21 protein-coding genes and 1 tRNA gene are annotated in these 17,061 nt (G+C 39.3%); 10 read left to right on the plus strand and 12 right to left on the minus strand.

The genetic code is table 11. The features are described 5' to 3' along the window. Positions 1 to 127 precede the first annotated feature (127 nt). Positions 128 to 203: transfer RNA gene (locus ACFI34_RS03965), tRNA-Ala, on the minus strand. 166 nt (positions 204 to 369) lie between these two features. Between ACFI34_RS03965 and ACFI34_RS03970 the strand changes: the two genes are divergently transcribed. Both ACFI34_RS03970 and ACFI34_RS03975 read left to right on the plus strand, forming a co-directional pair. Next, the gene (locus ACFI34_RS03970; protein WP_462672486.1) at positions 370 to 765 is read left to right on the plus strand and encodes a hypothetical protein; all 396 of its coding nucleotides are present in this window, start codon (positions 370 to 372) and stop codon (positions 763 to 765) included. A gap of 2 nt (positions 766 to 767) precedes the next feature. After that, complete coding sequence (locus tag ACFI34_RS03975; RefSeq protein ID WP_462672487.1) at positions 768 to 1,268, plus strand: prolyl-tRNA synthetase associated domain-containing protein; 501 nt, start codon at positions 768 to 770, stop codon at positions 1,266 to 1,268. Here ACFI34_RS03975 and ACFI34_RS03980 read toward each other — a convergent pair. Continuing rightward, entirely contained in the window at positions 1,235 to 2,383 is a 1,149-nt protein-coding gene (locus tag ACFI34_RS03980) for an MFS transporter (protein ID WP_462672488.1), read from the minus strand. The genes ACFI34_RS03975 and ACFI34_RS03980 overlap by 34 nt on opposite strands. 194 nt (positions 2,384 to 2,577) lie before the next feature. Here ACFI34_RS03980 and ACFI34_RS03985 point away from each other — a divergent pair, with 194 nt between their 5' ends. The 4 genes from ACFI34_RS03985 (at position 2,578) to ACFI34_RS04000 (ending at position 5,899) form a co-directional block, all read left to right on the plus strand. Beyond that, entirely contained in the window at positions 2,578 to 3,117 is a 540-nt protein-coding gene (locus tag ACFI34_RS03985) for a DUF2058 domain-containing protein (RefSeq protein WP_462672489.1), read from the plus strand. A gap of 345 nt (positions 3,118 to 3,462) precedes the next feature. Then, positions 3,463 to 3,786 (plus strand): c-type cytochrome, encoded by a 324-nt coding sequence (locus tag ACFI34_RS03990; protein WP_058403809.1) that lies wholly within the window; start codon positions 3,463 to 3,465, stop codon positions 3,784 to 3,786. 143 nt (positions 3,787 to 3,929) lie between these two features. Continuing rightward, a complete protein-coding gene (locus ACFI34_RS03995) occupies positions 3,930 to 4,697 on the plus strand; it encodes a class II aldolase/adducin family protein (RefSeq protein WP_462672490.1) in 768 nt (255 codons plus the stop codon). A gap of 26 nt (positions 4,698 to 4,723) precedes the next feature. After that, the gene (locus ACFI34_RS04000) at positions 4,724 to 5,899 is read left to right on the plus strand and encodes a mandelate racemase/muconate lactonizing enzyme family protein (protein ID WP_010556678.1); all 1,176 of its coding nucleotides are present in this window, start codon (positions 4,724 to 4,726) and stop codon (positions 5,897 to 5,899) included. Between the two features lie 72 nt (positions 5,900 to 5,971). Here ACFI34_RS04000 and ACFI34_RS04005 read toward each other — a convergent pair whose 3' ends face one another. The 8 genes from ACFI34_RS04005 to zapB form a co-directional block, all read right to left on the minus strand. After that, positions 5,972 to 6,346, minus strand: coding sequence for a hypothetical protein (locus tag ACFI34_RS04005; RefSeq protein WP_462672491.1), 375 nt, complete (start codon positions 6,344 to 6,346; stop codon positions 5,972 to 5,974). A 51-nt stretch (positions 6,347 to 6,397) separates the two neighbouring features. Further along, positions 6,398 to 7,237 carry an amidohydrolase family protein gene (locus ACFI34_RS04010; protein ID WP_462672492.1) on the minus strand — a complete coding sequence of 280 codons (840 nt, stop codon included), beginning with the start codon at positions 7,235 to 7,237 and terminating at the stop codon, positions 6,398 to 6,400. Beyond that, positions 7,234 to 7,962, minus strand: a complete 729-nt coding sequence (locus ACFI34_RS04015) for an SDR family NAD(P)-dependent oxidoreductase (protein WP_462672493.1) — start codon at positions 7,960 to 7,962, stop codon at positions 7,234 to 7,236. Before ACFI34_RS04015 ends, ACFI34_RS04010 begins: the two co-directional genes overlap by 4 nt. A gap of 20 nt (positions 7,963 to 7,982) precedes the next feature. After that, complete coding sequence (locus ACFI34_RS04020) at positions 7,983 to 8,471, minus strand: FKBP-type peptidyl-prolyl cis-trans isomerase (protein WP_058552576.1); 489 nt, start codon at positions 8,469 to 8,471, stop codon at positions 7,983 to 7,985. A gap of 64 nt (positions 8,472 to 8,535) precedes the next feature. Then, positions 8,536 to 10,023, minus strand: coding sequence for a LysM peptidoglycan-binding domain-containing protein (locus tag ACFI34_RS04025; RefSeq protein WP_462672494.1), 1,488 nt, complete (start codon positions 10,021 to 10,023; stop codon positions 8,536 to 8,538). Positions 10,024 to 10,078: 55 nt separating this feature from the next. After that, on the minus strand, positions 10,079 to 11,101 hold the full coding sequence (locus ACFI34_RS04030; RefSeq protein ID WP_462672495.1) for an MBL fold metallo-hydrolase: 1,023 nt from the start codon (positions 11,099 to 11,101) through the stop codon (positions 10,079 to 10,081). Positions 11,102 to 11,163: 62 nt separating this feature from the next. Then, a complete protein-coding gene (locus tag ACFI34_RS04035; RefSeq protein WP_058403801.1) occupies positions 11,164 to 11,469 on the minus strand; it encodes a cell division protein ZapA in 306 nt (101 codons plus the stop codon). After that, on the minus strand, positions 11,469 to 11,699 hold the full coding sequence (gene zapB / locus ACFI34_RS04040) for a cell division protein ZapB (RefSeq protein WP_058403800.1): 231 nt from the start codon (positions 11,697 to 11,699) through the stop codon (positions 11,469 to 11,471). Before zapB ends, ACFI34_RS04035 begins: the two co-directional genes overlap by 1 nt. Before the next feature lie 435 nt (positions 11,700 to 12,134). Between zapB and ACFI34_RS04045 the strand changes: the two genes are divergently transcribed. Beyond that, positions 12,135 to 12,974: a 23S rRNA (adenine(2030)-N(6))-methyltransferase RlmJ gene (locus tag ACFI34_RS04045; protein ID WP_462672496.1), complete on the plus strand. Its 840-nt coding sequence runs from the start codon at positions 12,135 to 12,137 to the stop codon at positions 12,972 to 12,974. A 94-nt stretch (positions 12,975 to 13,068) separates the two neighbouring features. Here ACFI34_RS04045 and ACFI34_RS04050 read toward each other — a convergent pair whose 3' ends face one another. Together ACFI34_RS04050 and ACFI34_RS04055 are read right to left on the minus strand one after the other, a co-directional pair. Then, the gene (locus ACFI34_RS04050) at positions 13,069 to 13,635 is read right to left on the minus strand and encodes a PhnA domain-containing protein (RefSeq protein WP_462672497.1); all 567 of its coding nucleotides are present in this window, start codon (positions 13,633 to 13,635) and stop codon (positions 13,069 to 13,071) included. A 74-nt stretch (positions 13,636 to 13,709) separates the two neighbouring features. After that, the gene (locus ACFI34_RS04055) at positions 13,710 to 14,459 is read right to left on the minus strand and encodes a substrate-binding periplasmic protein (protein ID WP_462672498.1); all 750 of its coding nucleotides are present in this window, start codon (positions 14,457 to 14,459) and stop codon (positions 13,710 to 13,712) included. A 153-nt stretch (positions 14,460 to 14,612) separates the two neighbouring features. Between ACFI34_RS04055 and ACFI34_RS04060 the strand changes: the two genes are divergently transcribed. The 3 genes from ACFI34_RS04060 (at position 14,613) to ACFI34_RS04070 (ending at position 16,932) form a co-directional block, all read left to right on the plus strand. Continuing rightward, positions 14,613 to 15,878: an EAL and HDOD domain-containing protein gene (locus ACFI34_RS04060; protein ID WP_462672499.1), complete on the plus strand. Its 1,266-nt coding sequence runs from the start codon at positions 14,613 to 14,615 to the stop codon at positions 15,876 to 15,878. 2 nt (positions 15,879 to 15,880) lie between these two features. Continuing rightward, a complete protein-coding gene (locus tag ACFI34_RS04065; protein ID WP_462672500.1) occupies positions 15,881 to 16,498 on the plus strand; it encodes a paraquat-inducible protein A in 618 nt (205 codons plus the stop codon). Positions 16,499 to 16,566: 68 nt separating this feature from the next. Then, positions 16,567 to 16,932, plus strand: coding sequence for a hypothetical protein (locus tag ACFI34_RS04070; protein WP_462672670.1), 366 nt, complete (start codon positions 16,567 to 16,569; stop codon positions 16,930 to 16,932). Positions 16,933 to 17,061 lie beyond the last annotated feature (129 nt).

Here is a 17,061-nt window from a genome sequence, read left to right on the forward strand (position 1 = left end):
TATACAAGTATGTATAGCTAATAATTGATAAACACTCAAGCTGATAGAGACAAATGAAAAGCAAAACAAAATTAATGGATTAGGGTATTTTGAGGTAAAGATTACATCTAAGAAAGGAGTAGGAAAGTGGTGGAGCTAAGCAGGATCGAACTGCTGACCTCCTGCGTGCAAGGCAGGCGCTCTCCCAGCTGAGCTATAGCCCCACATTCCTAGTTTATGTATAACATAAACGCTTGGCTGCTGAGTTCCAAGCGGGACGAACTTTAAGTTTTTTTATAAATTTGGTCAAGTATTTTTTCGCTAATTTTCACTGTTTAGATGAATTTTTGATAGACTCGGCTTAATTACTCATTAAAACGACAGAAAATAATGAAAAAAAGTTTTTTTGCACTGGTAGTTTTACTTTCGGGGTGTGCGTCAAATGAAGAGCCGCCTTTTGAAATAAACAATAAACAGTTTTTTGAAAAACAAGACGAGCAAGGGAATAATGTATTTGCTTATGTTGTATCTGTTAAAGCTAAGCACCGTGAAAACTTTAATCTCGACCGTGGACGTAATAACAGGCCTTCTCGCAGTGAAGTTAAAGAATATATTGAGCAAGAACACTTTGAAGAGTCGAGTGTGCTAAAGCTTAAGTTAGAAGACAGGGCCGTTGAATTATTAAAGCAAGAGCTTACAACGCGTGAATACTGCGCTAATAATCATGAAATAACAGACGTTCTGTGGCGAGATCTAAGCGTGCAATTAAGAGGGCGTTGTTTGTAACTATGTTAGCGGACAAAACAAAATTAGAGGCGTGTTTAGCGCATTTAAATATTAATTACGATGTTATCGAACACCCACCTTTACATACTAGCTTAGCAGCGGATGAATTATTGCTTGAACGCCCAGGTACACGTTTAAAAAATTTATTTTTGCGTGATAACGAAGGTAAACGTCACTTTTTAGTAATTACAGCTCACAATAAGCAGTTGGACCTAAAAGCGCTTTCTAAACAGCAAGGGTTGTCGCGTTTAGGGTTTGCTTCAAGCGAGCGTTTAGCAACCTATTTAAAAGTTGCGCCAGGGTGCGTATCAATGCTTGCGTTACTTAACGACAAACAAAGTGCGGTAACAGTATGGTTAGATCAAGATATTTGGTTTGGGGAGTTATTTCATTGCCACCCATTTGAAAATACACAAACGTGGATTTTGAGCAAACCAGACTTAGAAGCTTTTTTTGAATACACAGCACATCAACCGCGAGTTATGTTTTTACCGTCAAAGTGAGCCCAAATCACAAGCAATAATCCGCACAAACAAACAACAAGTAAGGTAAACACAAATGCCGTTTGTCCGTACTGTTGATAAACTAAACCCGGTAATAGCGAGCCAATGGCACCTCCACTGTAGTAAAATGAAACATAACCTCCGTTTGTCACGCTTGGTGGTGCCTTACTTATTTTATTAATCAGTGGGGCTGCGGTTGAATGAATAATAAACATAGCCGCACAAAATAGCGTGAATGCAGTTAAAAAGACGCTAAGCTGGTGGCTCATGAGCACAACAATACTAAGGCTGTAAAAAATGAAGGTCGCCCCTAATACGTGCCAAGCTGAGGGCGCTTTTTTTAATAGCCAAGGCGTGGCAATAGAAGCCAAGGCTCCAATTAAATAGCCACTGTAAACCAAACCAATATCACGCGTGTTTGTAATTGAAAATGTACCTTGCATTATAAATGGCAAATAATTAAGTAAGGCTGCAAAACAAAAAAACATACAAAACACAGCGCCATAAACTTTTAAAACAGGGCCTTCCTTAAGTTGTTTGATGTAATCTAGAGGCGATTTTTGAGCGTGAGTACCAATGTTGTTGAATTTATGGGGCTTAATTAGCATAGCTAAAGAAACAAGCATAAAAGCAATTAAGTAATAAAAGCTTTGCCAATGCCATAAGTCGCTAAATAGCGCAGCAAGTACCCTTCCAAAATAACCGCCTGCAATACTGCTGCCTATATAAAGAGTCATATTTTTTTGAAGTGTATCAGCGGTGAAACTGATTCCTATAAAGCTGGTCATGGCGGTTAATGCTGCAGGAAGGGTAAGGCCTTGTAAAAATCGTACTAATAGTAAGAGCTCAAAACTTGGTACCCAAATAAATAGTAAGCAGCTAAAGCCCAGTACTATCATTGCAATACGAAGTATTTTTAAAGGATTTTGCTTGGCTAGAAACAGGCCATACACTAATGGCGCAATAGCTAAAGGCAGCATTGTAGCCGTCATTAAGCTGCCTGCTGTGGCAGGCGATACACCAAACTCACTAGCAAATAGGCCGAGTAGAGGCTGAGGGGCGTAAAGCACGAAAAATATAACAACAGAGCAAGCAAGTAGGTGAATTAAGCGCATTATTTGGCTTTTAGGTAACTAGTTGGCTTTTTTATTGTATTAAAAACCCCCCAAAATTGATAATTAAAAGTACGCTGTTGTGCCATATCATGCTAAGTATAAAGGAGTTTATTAGATTAATGTCAATAGCGCTGTTATTTAAACTCGTAGGTGATTAAAATAAAGCTAATACTAGTTTTTATTGGAACAATGCCATGGGTTCATTACAAGACCAATTGCTGCAAGCAGGGTTAACAACATCGCATAAAGCTAAAGTTGCTAAATCAGAAAAACGTAAGCAACAAAAAAAACAGAAAAAAGGGGCAACAAGTAACCCTAATGATCTGCAAAAGCATATTCAACAAACTAAGCTTGAGCAGCAAAAAAAGGCGGAAGAGTTAAACAAAGCCCGCCAAGTGACTTTAAAACAGCGTGAGCAAGAAGCGCGTGTTAAGCAAATTTTAGAACACAACAATCAAGATGCTATTCGTGGTGAGCGAACCTTTAATTTTACTTACGATAAAAAAGTAAAAAGTATTGAAGTGAATGAAAAAACTCAAAAAGCATTGTCGGGTGGTCGTTTAGCGATCTGTGTTCTAGAAGGGCAGTTTTACGTATTAGAAGACGAGCCAGCACGTAAAGTAGCTGAAGTAGACGAAAAATACATTGTTTTTCATGTTGAACCTGAAAACAAGCCTAAAGATGAGGACGACCCATACGCAGATTTTGAGGTACCAGACGATTTAGTTTGGTAATAATACCAACCCGCAATAATTCTTAATCATTTTGCGGAGCTAAACATGTTACTACCTGTGTTAAAAAATTCTAATTTAGAACAACTGAATAAAGAATTTTTTGCCTCGCTATTAACGTGTTTATTTATCCTCAAAATAGATCACTTAATTAAGCGGATTGGTATAAGCAATTAAGCGTCTGCTCATTTTTGTTTGCTAAACTAGTTTTAGGTAAATAGAAACGAGCTAGCAGTGCAGGGTTAAGTTGATCGTCTAGCAACGTTTCTAACGTATGCTTTTTATTTGATTATTGACTACAATCAATTGAACAGTTTTTTCTAACCGTCAAAAAGAAGAGTAAATACAATGAGCAAGATGAAAACACTACTACTAGGCGCGGGCATTAGCTTAGCCGCAAGTTTCTCGTTTAATGCAGCTGCCGCTGATGGTGCCGCATTATACACTGCAAAAAATTGTCAAACCTGTCATGGTGCAGATGGTAAAGCACCAATCATGGGTATGTATCCTAAACTTAATGGTCAAAACAAAGATTATTTAGTTGCACAAATGAAAGATATTAAGTCGGGTGCACGTAATAATGGTATGTCTATGGCTATGAAGGCAATGGTTGCTACAGTAACTGACGAAGAGTTTGAAGCTATTGCAGACTACTTATCTAAAGTAAAATAACTAAAAGTAGTTATTAACCCTTTAAAAAACAGCCACACAAACGTGTGGCTGTTTTTGTTTGTTGATTGCTATAAAAGGCAGAGTGTTTTAGACTTCTAAACACCTATTCGCATTCATTATCTGCGTATTTTAAAAGGTTTATTATGTTTGATTTACCCCAACTTGATTTAAAAAATAAAGTGTCTGCTCAAGAGTGGCAAGTACGTGTCGATCTTGCGGCATGTTACCGGCTAGTGGAGCATTTTCGTTGGGGAGATTTAATTTATACGCATTTATCGGCTCGTTTGCCCGGGACTGACCATTATCTAGTTAACGCTTTTGGGTTAACATTTGACGAAGTAACCGCGTCAAACTTAGTTAAGGTTGACCTTAACGGGAATATAATCGACGACACTCCCTTTAGCATTAATCCTGCTGGCTTTACTATTCACAGTGCAATACACGAGGTCAGAGAAGACGCGCATTGCGTTATTCATTTACACACCAAAGAAACCATTGCTGTGGCTACCCAAAAAAAGGGTTTATTGCCATTGAGCCAGTATTCAATGTTTTCGTTACCGTCGCTTTCATATCATGGTTACGAAGGTCTCGCAGTTAATGATGATGAGCGCAAAGTACTACAGGATGACTTAGGCTCAACTAATCATATGTTATTAGTTAACCATGGTGGCTTAACGGTAGGCCCGACTGTAGGCGATGCGTTTATGCGTTTTTACGACTTACAGCGCGCCTGCGAAATACAACTAGCGCTGCAAGCTAGCTCGCAAGAAGTTATTCCTGTACCTCAACCCATTATCGACAATATTTATAATCAAGCCAACGTGGTACACAGCGGCAGCACTGGAGGCCAGCTTGCTTGGCCTGCAATGCTACGAAAAGCGTATCGGCTTGATCCCAGTTTTGCAAAATAACCCGAACAGGTTAATAAGGAATTTTTATGAAGGTAAATCGCGTAGAAGTATTTGACATTCACTGTCCAGAGCGTCCAGCGTGGACACCTGTATTTGTTCGCATCCATACTGATGAGGGCATTAGTGGTGTGGGTGAAGCAGGTCTTGCTTACGATTTAGGCCATAGCGCAGCTGCCGCCATGATCAAAGAAATGGCAGATGCCTTTTTAATTGGTCACGACCCGTTTCAGACAGAAAAGCTGTGGTCTCGCATGTTACGAGAAAGCTTTTGGGGTTTAGGTGGTGGACCCGTTGTGTACGCTGCAATGAGTGCTATTGATACCGCGCTTTGGGATATTAAAGGTAAGGCGCTTGGGTTACCGGTCTATCAATTACTTGGTGGTAAGGTTAACGATAAACTTCGTACTTATGCATCGCAACTGCAGTTTGACTGGGATAGCGAATTTAAAGCGCTAGTACAGCCGCAAGAGTATGCAGAGGCGGCATTAAAAGCCATAGCAGAGGGTTACGATGCAGTAAAAGTAGATCCAATTCAATACGATAAAGACGGTAATACATATTACGACCGAACTAATATTATTTCACGCCCAGAAATGAAGTTATACCGCGCGCGTATGCAAGCTATTCGTGAAGCCGTGGGTGATGAAGTGGATATTATTTTTGAATGCCATAGTTTACCGGGTGCTACATCTGCTATTCAAATTGGTGAAATAGCCGAAGAATTTGATTGTATGTACTTTGAAGAGCCTGTGAACTACTTAAATCACTCATTGCATGCCAAAGTAGCAGATAAAGTTAACGTACCCATTGCGGGCGGTGAGCGCTTGTACAACCGCTGGGGGGTTCGTCCTTATTTAGAAGATCAGAGTATTGACGTGCTTCAGCCAGATATAGGGTTATGTGGTGGTTTTACTGAAACTAAAAAAGTATGTGATTACGCCGATATTTTTGATGTACGTATTCAGGCGCACGTGTGTGGTGGACCTGTTGCGACAGCTGCATCGTTACACTTAGAAACCGCTATTCCTAACTTTTTGATTCATGAGCATCATACTTATGCGATTAAAAAGTGGAACCGTGAATTGTGTTTACAAGATCCACAACCTAAAAATGGTTTCTTTGAAGTGTCTGAGGAGCCGGGTTTAGGTATTGAGTTAAACGATGAAATTGTGATGCGTTCGCAACGTGTAGAAATAAAATAATAACTGAGCTTTGTCTTAATTTAAAAAAAGCCGGTAAGTGACTATTCACTTACCGGTTTTTTATTAGCAACATTAAGGTAATTCGTTAATTACGCACTCAACATCTTTGAGCTCTTGCGTGGCTTTGCTATCTACGTGGCGTATAAAGCATTGTTTATTTTTTATCATCAGTTCAAATTGGTCGGGCGGGTTAAGTTGATGACTTTTTATAATGTTATTTTTGTTTAGATTCCCCAGCGTAACCACACTATTTTTTGTAAATACATCGTCAGCTAACGTTATGTTTTGCATATTCGTAATGGTACTAATTACTTTGTTAACCGCGCTTTGATTAGGCGCTAAAAGTAGTGCATGTTGTAATTTGGGGGTTGGTTCAGCGCGTTGCGATACACAGCCACTTAATAAGGCGCACCAGGCTAAGCTCACAATGAATAATGTGTTTTTCATAAAACCTACGCCATTTTAAGCATAATAGAATTTAAATATAACGACTTTTACTTACACTTGGTAGTAGTGCATTGCATTTGCGTAGCTGAGCTTATGCCATAGGCTATGGCTTTTACATAGCGCATAATGCTGATGCCACAGGGCATTGTAATAAGTGTTTATTTGGCATACAGGAAAGTTACTAGCAAACATAATACGCTGCTCGCCAAAGTGTTGTAAAAGCCATTTAAAACACGCTTCTTGCTGTGCTCGTGTCAGGCTTAATAACTCAAAGCCAGAAAACTTAATAGCAATGTTGCTATGTTGGGCGAGTAATTCAACGCCTTGTTGCCAAGAGGCTAAGTCATCAGGCAACCCTGCATGATTAAGAATAATTTGTAGGTGAGGTAGTTGCTTCGCACAGTGAGCAATATGATTAGCTACGCTAAGATTGTGTAGTTCAAATTGCGCTTCAAAATGCAGTTTATTTGAAGCTAATAAATCAAAATTATGAATACAACGAGGGCTTTTTAGCCTTATAGCATCATCGCCTTCGGTTATATCTCTAATGCCACATAAGCTAGAATGCGCCAGTGCATTTAGTGCATTACTAAATTGCTCAGCAGGGGCATCTATTTCGTTAAAGCTAATGGCTTTAAATGGCATTTCACTTAAATGCTTGCTTAGCCAATTAAGTTCATTGATAGGGGCTGAATTATCAAAGCCTGCTTCTATGTGTACAAGGCCTTTTAATTCAAAGTCTGTACTATTAATAAGCTGTTGTGCGCTAACAAGTTTTTTTATTCTGTCTAAATTTGGCCATGCTGGTGGGTTTTTGCCTTGTAACCAAGTGTACTGACCATCAAGTAAATTAAAAAAATGAACATGCGGGTCAATTATATTTGTACTCATTGGGCTGTATAGCCGCCATCAATACTTTGTAAGCTGCCAGTAATAAAGCTTGCATCGTCACTTGCTAAAAAACTCACAAGAGCGGCTACTTCATCGGCTTGGCCTAATCGGTTTAGCGGTTGCAGGCTGGCTTCTTCTGCCACTATATCGGCTTTGTTTGCACCACTTTTATCGCAGTAAGCGTCAATTGCGTTATGAAATAAAGGGGTTTCAATTGTGCCTGGGCATACTGCATTAGCACGAATGTTAAAGCGTGCGTAATCAAGTGCCGTGGTTTTTGCCATAGAGGCGAGAGCATGTTTAGTAAGGTTGTAGGCAAATGAATTTTGTTTAGCAATTAATGCTTGGTCAGACGCTATTAATATAATAGAACCCGCATTATTTGCTTTCATACAGGGTAGTACACTTTGTACAGCCGCGTAGGCACCTTTTACATTAAGCGCAAATAGCGCATCGAGCGTTTGCTCATCAGTGCTTTCTATATTTGCGCTTAAGTGTTTTCCAGCATTAGAAACCAGTACGTCAATACGTTGAGATTGTTCATGTATCGCGTTTATCGAGCGGCGGACAGCTTCTACATCACTTACATCGCAATGATGAAAAATACCTACATCGCTTGGTGTGATATCAAGGTTATGTACCTCATAGCCACTAGTTAGTAAGCGTTTTACTACCGCTAGGCCAATCCCTTTTGTACCACCTGTTACAATTGCAACTTTTGACATACTTGTTCCTTTATCACTAATTAGTGAGCGTGGCCACAACCGCCTTCAGCGTGCACGTGTCCGTGAGAAATCTCTTCGCTTGTTGCTTCGCGTACCGATACAACTTCAACATCAAATGTCAGAGTTTTACCTGCAAATGGATGGTTTAGGTCACAATCGGCATTAAAACGACCAACTTTAACAATCGTCACCTGATGACGGCCTTGGTTAGACTGAACCATTGCAGTCATGCCTGGCTTCCATACTTTAACATCGCCTTGTAAGTGCTTAAGTGGAATACGTTGAATTAAGTCATCAACACGCTCACCATAAGATTCACTTGGCTCAAGCGTTACACTAAATTTTTCGCCTGCGTTTTTACCCTCAAGGGCTTTTTCTAAACCAGGTAACATACCCTCGCTGCCATGAATGTAGCTAAGTGGCGCATCATTTACACTGCTTTCAATTTGTTCACCCGCTTCACTAAGCGTGTAGTGAAACTCAACTGCCGAATTTTTACTAATTTGCATGCTGTTCTCTTTAAAATAACTATGTTAGGGCGTGATTTTACGCGAAATAGATTGGTTTATAAACTTAACGTGGTTGATTTAGTGTTTTTTGCAAATCATGTAGTAAATCTTGTTTGATTGGCTGCGCTTGTGGTTTTTCTGCTTGAGGGATATAAAGCACTAACTGACGGCCGGGTTTTAAAATGCTGGATGCCGACAGTTTATTCCATTTGGCTAAATCGCTATGTGGTACATCGTAAAGTTGGCTAATGCTCCACAGGCTATCACCGGTTTTTACGGTGTAGTCTATTTCTATGGTTGGGATAGCAATGTCTTCTTGGTGTTCTAAATAAGGGCTTATTTTGTAATCTATAGTTAAGGAGCTTGGTAAGGTTTTGGGTTGCCCAACCAGTAGCTTTTCGCCTACGCCAATAAAGTTGTTGGTTTTGTTATTGAGTTGTTTTAGCATTTTTACCGACATGCTAAAGCGTTTGGCAATAGCATAAAGTGTGTCGTTTCGTTTTACTATGTATTCACCTGCAAAATTAGATTTAAAAAACTGACTTTTTAATAATGCTTCTTGGCCTATTGGTAGCAATAAGGTATGTGGCCCGTTTGGCGAGCTTTGATTTTTTAAATACCCTTGGTTTATCGCATGCAGCTGCTTTGACCCAATACCAGACAGCTTGGCAATAACCGAAAAATCGAATTGCTGACCTATATTCATTTGTGTGGTGAGTGGTTTATAGGCAAGTTTTGGCTGCCTCATACCTTTTTGCGGATGCTTAACTAAATAACTTAAAGCGAGCAATTTTGGCACGTAATCGGCGGTTTCTTTTGGCAAGCTTAGCGACCAAAAGTCAGTGCTTTTTCCTCGTTTAGTGTTTTTCTCTATAGCCCGCTTTACGCGTCCTTCACCGCTATTATAGGCTGCCAATGCATGTAGCCAATTGCCGTTAAAGCGTTTATGTAAATAGCTCAAGTAGTCAAGTGCCGCATCAGTAGAGGCTAATACATCTTGGCGGCCGTCGTACCATTGATCTGACTTAATACCAAAGTGATATGCCGTCGCACCTACAAGTTGCCATACCCCAACGGCTTGTTGCGATGAGGCAACTGTGGGCCTAAAGTCACTTTCTACAAAAGGTAGCAGTGCTATTTCCATTGGTAGGTTTCTTTGCTCTATTTTTTTTACTATGTGATACAAATAAGGCGCTGCACGTTTACTTACCGTGGTTAGGTATTTAGGCTGTTTTAAATACCAGTTAATGCGTTTTTTTAAAGCTCGATTTTGATAAACCGTAAAATGTAAGTTGTTGGCAATATGCACCCACAAATCAGTTGTTTTTGGTGGGCGCTTTTTCACAACTCTATTTTTAACTTTGAGTGGGGGAGTGTTTTTTTCAATAAGATTGGTTTGTTGCTCTGGGTTTACTGTGGCAATTACGTTTTCGTGATTTGCGTAATCAGGCTCAAAATGAGTAAATATTTGAGGCGCTTCCGCCTGCTTTTGCTCAGTTGATTCACAACCAAACAAAAAGAGTCCTAAAAAGCATAATATCAAACTGCGCATAATGATCACTTTAGTCAATTCCTTTTATTATTTTAACACAATCCGTTGTGTTGGGTTATTTTGAGCTTTTAGCGCGGTTAAGCCCCGCTTGTAAAAATAACTGACTCGACTTTTTGTTAAGCGTGTCTTGCTGGTAGGGAGCGAGCACTTTTTGTGGAAAAGTTTCTATGAGTGATTCAATCGTAAGGTTTTGATTACTTTTGACGTGCTCAGTCAGCGCATTTAAAAATGCCAGAGGCTGCTTGAGTTGTTGCTTGTTAAGTATGCCGCCATGCCCGGGTATAATTAGTGATAGCTTTTCATTGCCAATATATTGCTTTAATAAAGTTTGCCAACTTTCAAGTTCACCGTGTCCAGTATAGGGAAGCCAATCAACAATGTCGCCACCAATTAGTATGCTTTCATTGTTTGTTGTAACGGTTAAATCGCCGTTAGTGTGCGCCATATGGGGGGTAATATTTAATTCAAAACTGCCCAGGTCAACTGATTTACTTACTACTAATGCTATATCTGGAGGGTTAAGCTTATATTCGCGCCAACGAAAAAGTCGTGTTTTAGCCAGCTCTAGCTTTTCTCGCCATGCTGTTTGTTCTTCTTTGGGGATTGATGCTAAGCGCTGATAACTCAGTTCAATGCTTTTTTCATAGCTGTCGAGTTTATCAGTGTAGGCTTTTTGATAGGTTTTAAAGTCTGCGCTTACTTGCTGGTGGGTAATAAGTTTGGCATTAGGATAAAAGTGTTGAATAACTGCCATGCCCAGTAAGTGATCGTCATGATAATGGGTTGCAACTAAATAACAAAGAGGCGTTTTAAGGCGTTTTTTAAGTTCAACAACAAGTTGTTCAACACCTGCAAAATTTCCACTGGTATCTACCAGTAAAGCGCATTCATCACCCTCAATTAATACTTGGTTAGAGTCGTAAAATCGTAGATCGTCTTGTTGTTTTAAAAATTGGATGTTGTTGTTAATGGTTTGCCAGCTAATAGCTGCATTTGAATTGGCTGTGAAAAAAAGTAAACCTATTATTAGGAATGTATATTTTAACGATGAGTGAATACCAAGTAAGGAGTACTTCATTAACTATCTCTTGCAGGCCAATTATTACCCTAATGATAAACAAAAAGCGCAGGTTGCGCTTTTTATTTTTTTTGTTTTGGGTCACTTGCCAAATGTTGACTCAGTTTATCAACAAGCTGGTCTTGATGTTGCTGCTCAACAGTTGCTTGTGTTTTTGCTTCAAGCAAATCATGGCTTAAATTAAGTGCTGCCATAAGCAATGCTTTTTGATCATTTCGAACGGTTGAACGCTGTTTCATTTGTTCAACTAAGTCGTTTAGATTTTTAGCTGCTGCTATCAATGCCTCTTCTTGTCCTTGCGGACAAGCAAATTGCTGCTCTTTACCTAGCAACTCAACAGTGACCCGCTGGTTTTGCAGCTCAGACATTAGCTAGCCTGTTGTGCGCTTTGTAATTTATCTAGTAAGCCAGATAACGTTGTGCTGGCATCTTTTTGCTTTTCTTCGTTTTCAAGTGCTTCTAGTTGTAAAAGTTCATTATCATCAGCGAGTTTACTATTTTGCTCTTTTAAGCTAGCAACATCAGTTTGTAATTGATTATTGCGTTCAATAAGTGAATCGATCAGTTGTTCGAGTTGTTGAAGAGTAGTGTTGTCCATAAGGCGCTCATATAACTGTAATTAATGTCTTGCAAATGTAAAGCAAAGTGCATTGATTTACTAGCATTTACGCCAGTTTTAGCTGATTTTTCTTCTTTGTTAAGGGATAATTCATACAACGTGCTTTTTTGTTCAGAAATGGTTCATTTAAGTGCCCCTTATCCGAGGAGTTATTGGACTTTGCGGATTGAAATTTGTTTAAACTAGGGGCTATTTAATCGTGGCGCGAGGTTTGTAACACAGTGGACTCGATAACTGCTCCTGCGTTATTCTACTGAGTTACATTCATGTAAGAATAACTACACTATGTAGGTTCTACCTTGTCTGAATATCAAATCGGCTGCTGAAAGTTTAACAGACCCTAGTGCAAGTTGCTAAAGCCCAGTGCTTATGGTTCACTTGCGATATTAAATTGCGTATGGCGAAAATAAAATAATGCTTAGTTACAGACACTCATTTCATGCGGGTAATCCGGCCGATGTTCTAAAACACCTTGTGTTGGCTCAGGTCCTTAAATATCAAACAATTAAAGATAAGCCGCTAGATTACATTGATACGCACTCTGGCGCAGGCTTTTTTGAACTCGCAGCAGCTGATGCTCAAAAAACGCAAGAATACCAAGACGGTATTGAAAAGTTGTGGGCGCACACAAGTGAGCATGAGGCACTTAACGAATACATTGACCTAATTAAATCGTTCAATAATACGAGTGACCTCGATTTTTATCCGGGTTCACCAAAAATTGCTGAACATTATTTACGACGTCAAGATAAAGGTTGGTTTTTTGAATTGCACCCACGAGACTTAATCTTGCTAGAAGGTAATATGCAGGGTAAGCGCTCTATTCGAGTACGCGGTGAAGACGGATTCACTGGTTTGGTAGGGCTACTGCCACCTGCGTCTCGAAGAGCGTGCGTATTAATCGACCCACCATACGAAATTAAAGATGATTATGAACGCGTTGTAAAAACATTAATTAAAGCACATCAACGATTTGCAACGGGTACTTATATGATTTGGTATCCGGTTGTTGATCGGGAGCGCATTAACAATATGGAGCAGGGTTTAATTGATTCCGGTATGCGAAATATTCAGTTATTTGAGCTGGGAACCGAGGCCGATACTGACGTTCATGGCATGACTGCATCAGGTATGATAGTGATTAATCCGCCATGGAAGCTTAAACAAACTATGGATAATGTATTGCCTGAGCTAGTGTCATTATTAAGTGAATCTACTGGCTTTTATAGGTGTGAGCAACTGGTTGCAGAATAACCACTACTTACGAAAATGCCCAGCAGTGCTGGGCATTTTTGTTCTAACTTATTACTCACAGTTAAAAGCGAAGATAGTGTGAGTTATTTACTGCCTACTTTTTAACAAACTTAGTTAAAATGACAATGCGCTGGCCATCAACACGCCCTTCAATGTGCTCAGGGTTACTGGTTAAACCAATGTTGCGCACCGCAGTACCACGTTTTGCTGTAAGGCTACTGCCTTTTACATCTAAATCTTTTATAAGTGTCACGGTATCGCCAGCTTGAAGAACCACGCCATTACTATCGACATGTTTAACATCGTCATCTTCAGCAAGTGCTTTATTAGCCCAAGCCAAGGTCTCTTCTTCTAGATATACCATGTCTAGCGCATCTTGTGCCCAACCATTATCTGGCGCTAAGCGCGATAGCATTCTATAGGCAACAACTTGAACTGCAGGTGTTTGGCTCCACATACTATCGTTTAGGCAGTGCCAATGCGTTGTAGTGATGTCTGCGGTGTTTTCAATTTGTTCTTTGCATGTTTTGCAAGTGTAAATGCATTTGTCTGAATGTGTTTCGGTTACAGGTGGAACTTCATAAACAAATAAGTCATTGGTAGCTGTACACAATTCACACTGGTTGTTGCTGCGTTCAATTAAGGCTTTTTCAATACTCATAGGACTACTTTTTTGGTCGGGTTAATATTTTTGCATAGTATAACTCAGCGCACTGGGTGTGTGTTATAAATCCCTTAATTTTGTATGGGTATTTCTTTCATGTATTTTTCAGCTATGTTGTTTATATAGCCAATGCTGTGGAGGTTTTCTATTACTTTATTAATGATGGGCATTAAGTGCTTATGTTTGCTAAGTAGGCGAATTCTCAAAAAACCATGAGAATATTTAGCACCAAAACCAATGTTGATATTAAGTTTTTGTGACCAATATAAGGTTGGCAACTCACCTATTATGGCAACATCTACTCTTTTTCGAACTAGCGCCTCTATGAGTTCTTTTTCTGAAGGAAAATCAACGCGTCTAAATGTATCTGCATTGTGATAATAATAACCCAATACTGTGCCTACATTTTTACCCTCGATATTGGACTTATGCTGCCATTTTTTTGTGTTTTCGGGCAGTGTTACAAGCATTTCTGTTACTGTAATTAATGGGTCAGAAAATACATATTTGGTGTTGGTTCTTTCGTTTTGAGGAAGCCAATCAAGCGAGATCACATCGAAGTCAATAATACCTTCATTAAGGTATTTAGTGATTCGCTTTGCGGGTAGCGATTCATGAGAAGCAGAGATATTAGCGTCAATCAGTACTTTTTCAATGATTTCTGGTAACACACCCGGGCGTTTAGGATTGTTGGTGTAGAAAGGGTAATGACTTCCAGATGAGCTAATGTTGTACTTTAGGGTATTGTTGCTTTGTGCTGCAATATTAGGCAGTGAGCTCAATGCTAAACATGTTATCAATAACCACTTTAAAATAAGCAAACCCGCTCCTGAACTGCGAACTTTTTTATTAGTTTTATTTACTTTGCAAAATTTTGCAACGATTAAGATGCATTTACTATACTTTTAATCTCTAACATAGATTAGACTCGCAAGATTAGATTTAATTTTGCACAAACTTACAGGTGAATTCTATTGAACGTGTCCGACACTCCGTCGTTAACACCTACGTTGACACAATATGTTGCTAGGCAACCTATATTTGATGCTGACAAAGCAGTGTTTGCTTATGAGTTGCTTTACCGAAACTCCGCAAATAATGCGTTTCCTGTAGGTACTAGCGATGAGCACGCGACCAGCCGTTTGTTTTTTAATACCTTAATGCTAGTTGGCGCAGAAAAGCTTACAGCTCACCAACTCGCTTTTGTAAATCTTTCTACAGATGCCTTGTTAGATGAATTCCCTAAATTATTAAACCCAGAGCATACTGTCATTGAGATTGTAGAGCGTACGGTAAACATTGCAGCGGTTGCTAGTCGTATTAAAGCGCTGAAAGGTCAGGGTTATGTATTTGCACTGGACGATTATGACGGCGATGAAAAATGGGAGCCGTTACTCGCCCTTGTTAGTTATATAAAAATTGAGGTTGAAGAGCCTATTATTAAAACTAACATACGGGTTAAAAAGCTTAAACGAAGCTACCCTCATTGCAAAATAATAGTAGAACGAATAGAAACTTACGATCAGTTTATAAACTTACGTGATGCAGGTTGTGATTATTTTCAGGGATTCTTTTTTGCTCGCCCAGAAATGCTTACTTACAGTGGGGTCGACCCTTCAAAAGTTACCGTTTTCGAACTCCTTAAAGCAATAGCAAAAGAATCGTTATGCTTTGAAGAAATTCATCAGAGTGTAGCTAAAGATGTAGGAATAACAGCGCGAATTTTACGTTTAGCAAATGCGCGTTCTGGTAATGGAAATTTAGTTATTACGTCTATCTCGCAAGCTGTTGTTTACTTAGGTGAGGACGTAATTCGCCAATTTGTGCGCGTATTAGCTGTTAGCGATTTAGGAATAGATAAACCCACAGAGTTGACTAAATTTGCTCTTGTACGCGCTCGGTTAATAGAGCTTATATTAGCTGAAACCAACAAACATTTATCTCAGCAAGGTTACTTGGTGGGGTTGTTTTCGATGCTTGATGCAATACTAGATATAGAGCTAGCAACTATTGTAAAAGAGTTTACGCTAGATAAAAGCATAACAGATGCTTTGCTAATGCAAACCGGTTTGCTAGGTGATTGCTTATTACTGGCAAAAGCGATTGAAACTAAAAACTGGGCAGTGGTTGAAACACAACTTAAGCTGGTTAACCCAGAGATAGAAATAGAAAAAATATATAGCTTTATATTAGAGTCAATGCTTTATAGTGATGATGTAATAGAAGTTATGAGCGAATAAGTATGCGTAATTTTTTATCTGTTGTAAGTGTAGTTATTGCTTTATGTTTGTTATTTCCGGGTATTACAAAACCCGTGCTAACAATTGAAGGGAATATTGATAAATCAAAACTTGCTCAAGCGGGTATTGAAATGTTAGCTGAAGAGGGCGATAGCCGAACGCGCAGCATGCTAATGATGTTTTCAAACATGTTGGGGCTAGATAAGTTAGAAGGCGAGATTAGCGCCTATAGCAAAACGCAAAGTATTTACGGCACTATCACAGACCTAGCAAATAATAATAATTTGCTTGTTGCTGCCTTGGTTGGTCTTTTTTCAGTGGTGGTGCCAAGCCTAAAGTTATTATTACAGCTACTGTATTGCTGCTTACCAGTGAATAGACTTAAGCAAGTTTGTGGCAATATTGTGTGTGCGCTCAGCAAATGGAGTATGGTTGATGTATTTGTAATAGCATTAATTGTTACGTATTTAGCAGGCAATGCACACGCTAAAAGTGGTGAATTACTTGTTATGAATGCACAGTTTGGTGAAGGGTTTTGGTACTTTAGTGCCTATTGTATATTTGCAGTTACTGCCAGCTATTTAATTAAAACTCAAACCAAACTACATAGCACGCCCTAAATTATTTGTAGTCGTTTATAAGTTACTTTAAACTCCCTTTTTTTGATAGGGGTATCATTTTGCAACGCATGTACACTATTTTACTTACGCTTACTTTACTGCTCACGTTTGTGGGGCAGTCTTTTGCGTCTGTAGCTAGTGAATGTGAAATGCCTCATCAGTCTAATGCTCACGTTAATATGCATTTGGGCAATACCAGCGAAGAGAATAACAGCGCTCACCATACCATGATGCAAATGGATTGCTGCGATGACGAGGCGACGGCTCAAAACGAATGCAGTTGCCCCGTTAATGGCTGTACCGCTAACTCAATGCTTAATGTTGATATTTTATTGGTTACTGCAGTTATTATTACTGAAAAAGTGAATACGCCCGAATTAAGTGCTCAAACAACCTCTCCCAAATCACTTTACCGCCCTCCTATGTTTGCTTAACTAGCAGGATAGGTGTGTCTAAATTTTGGAACCTCAAGCTGATTTTTATCTTTTGAAAACGTGATTAGTTTTCGTATTAGGTGCGGCTGATATAAACACCTTTCTTGCCAATTTAAATTTTTTATTAAT

This window comes from Pseudoalteromonas sp. PSi26, from assembly GCF_054960575.1.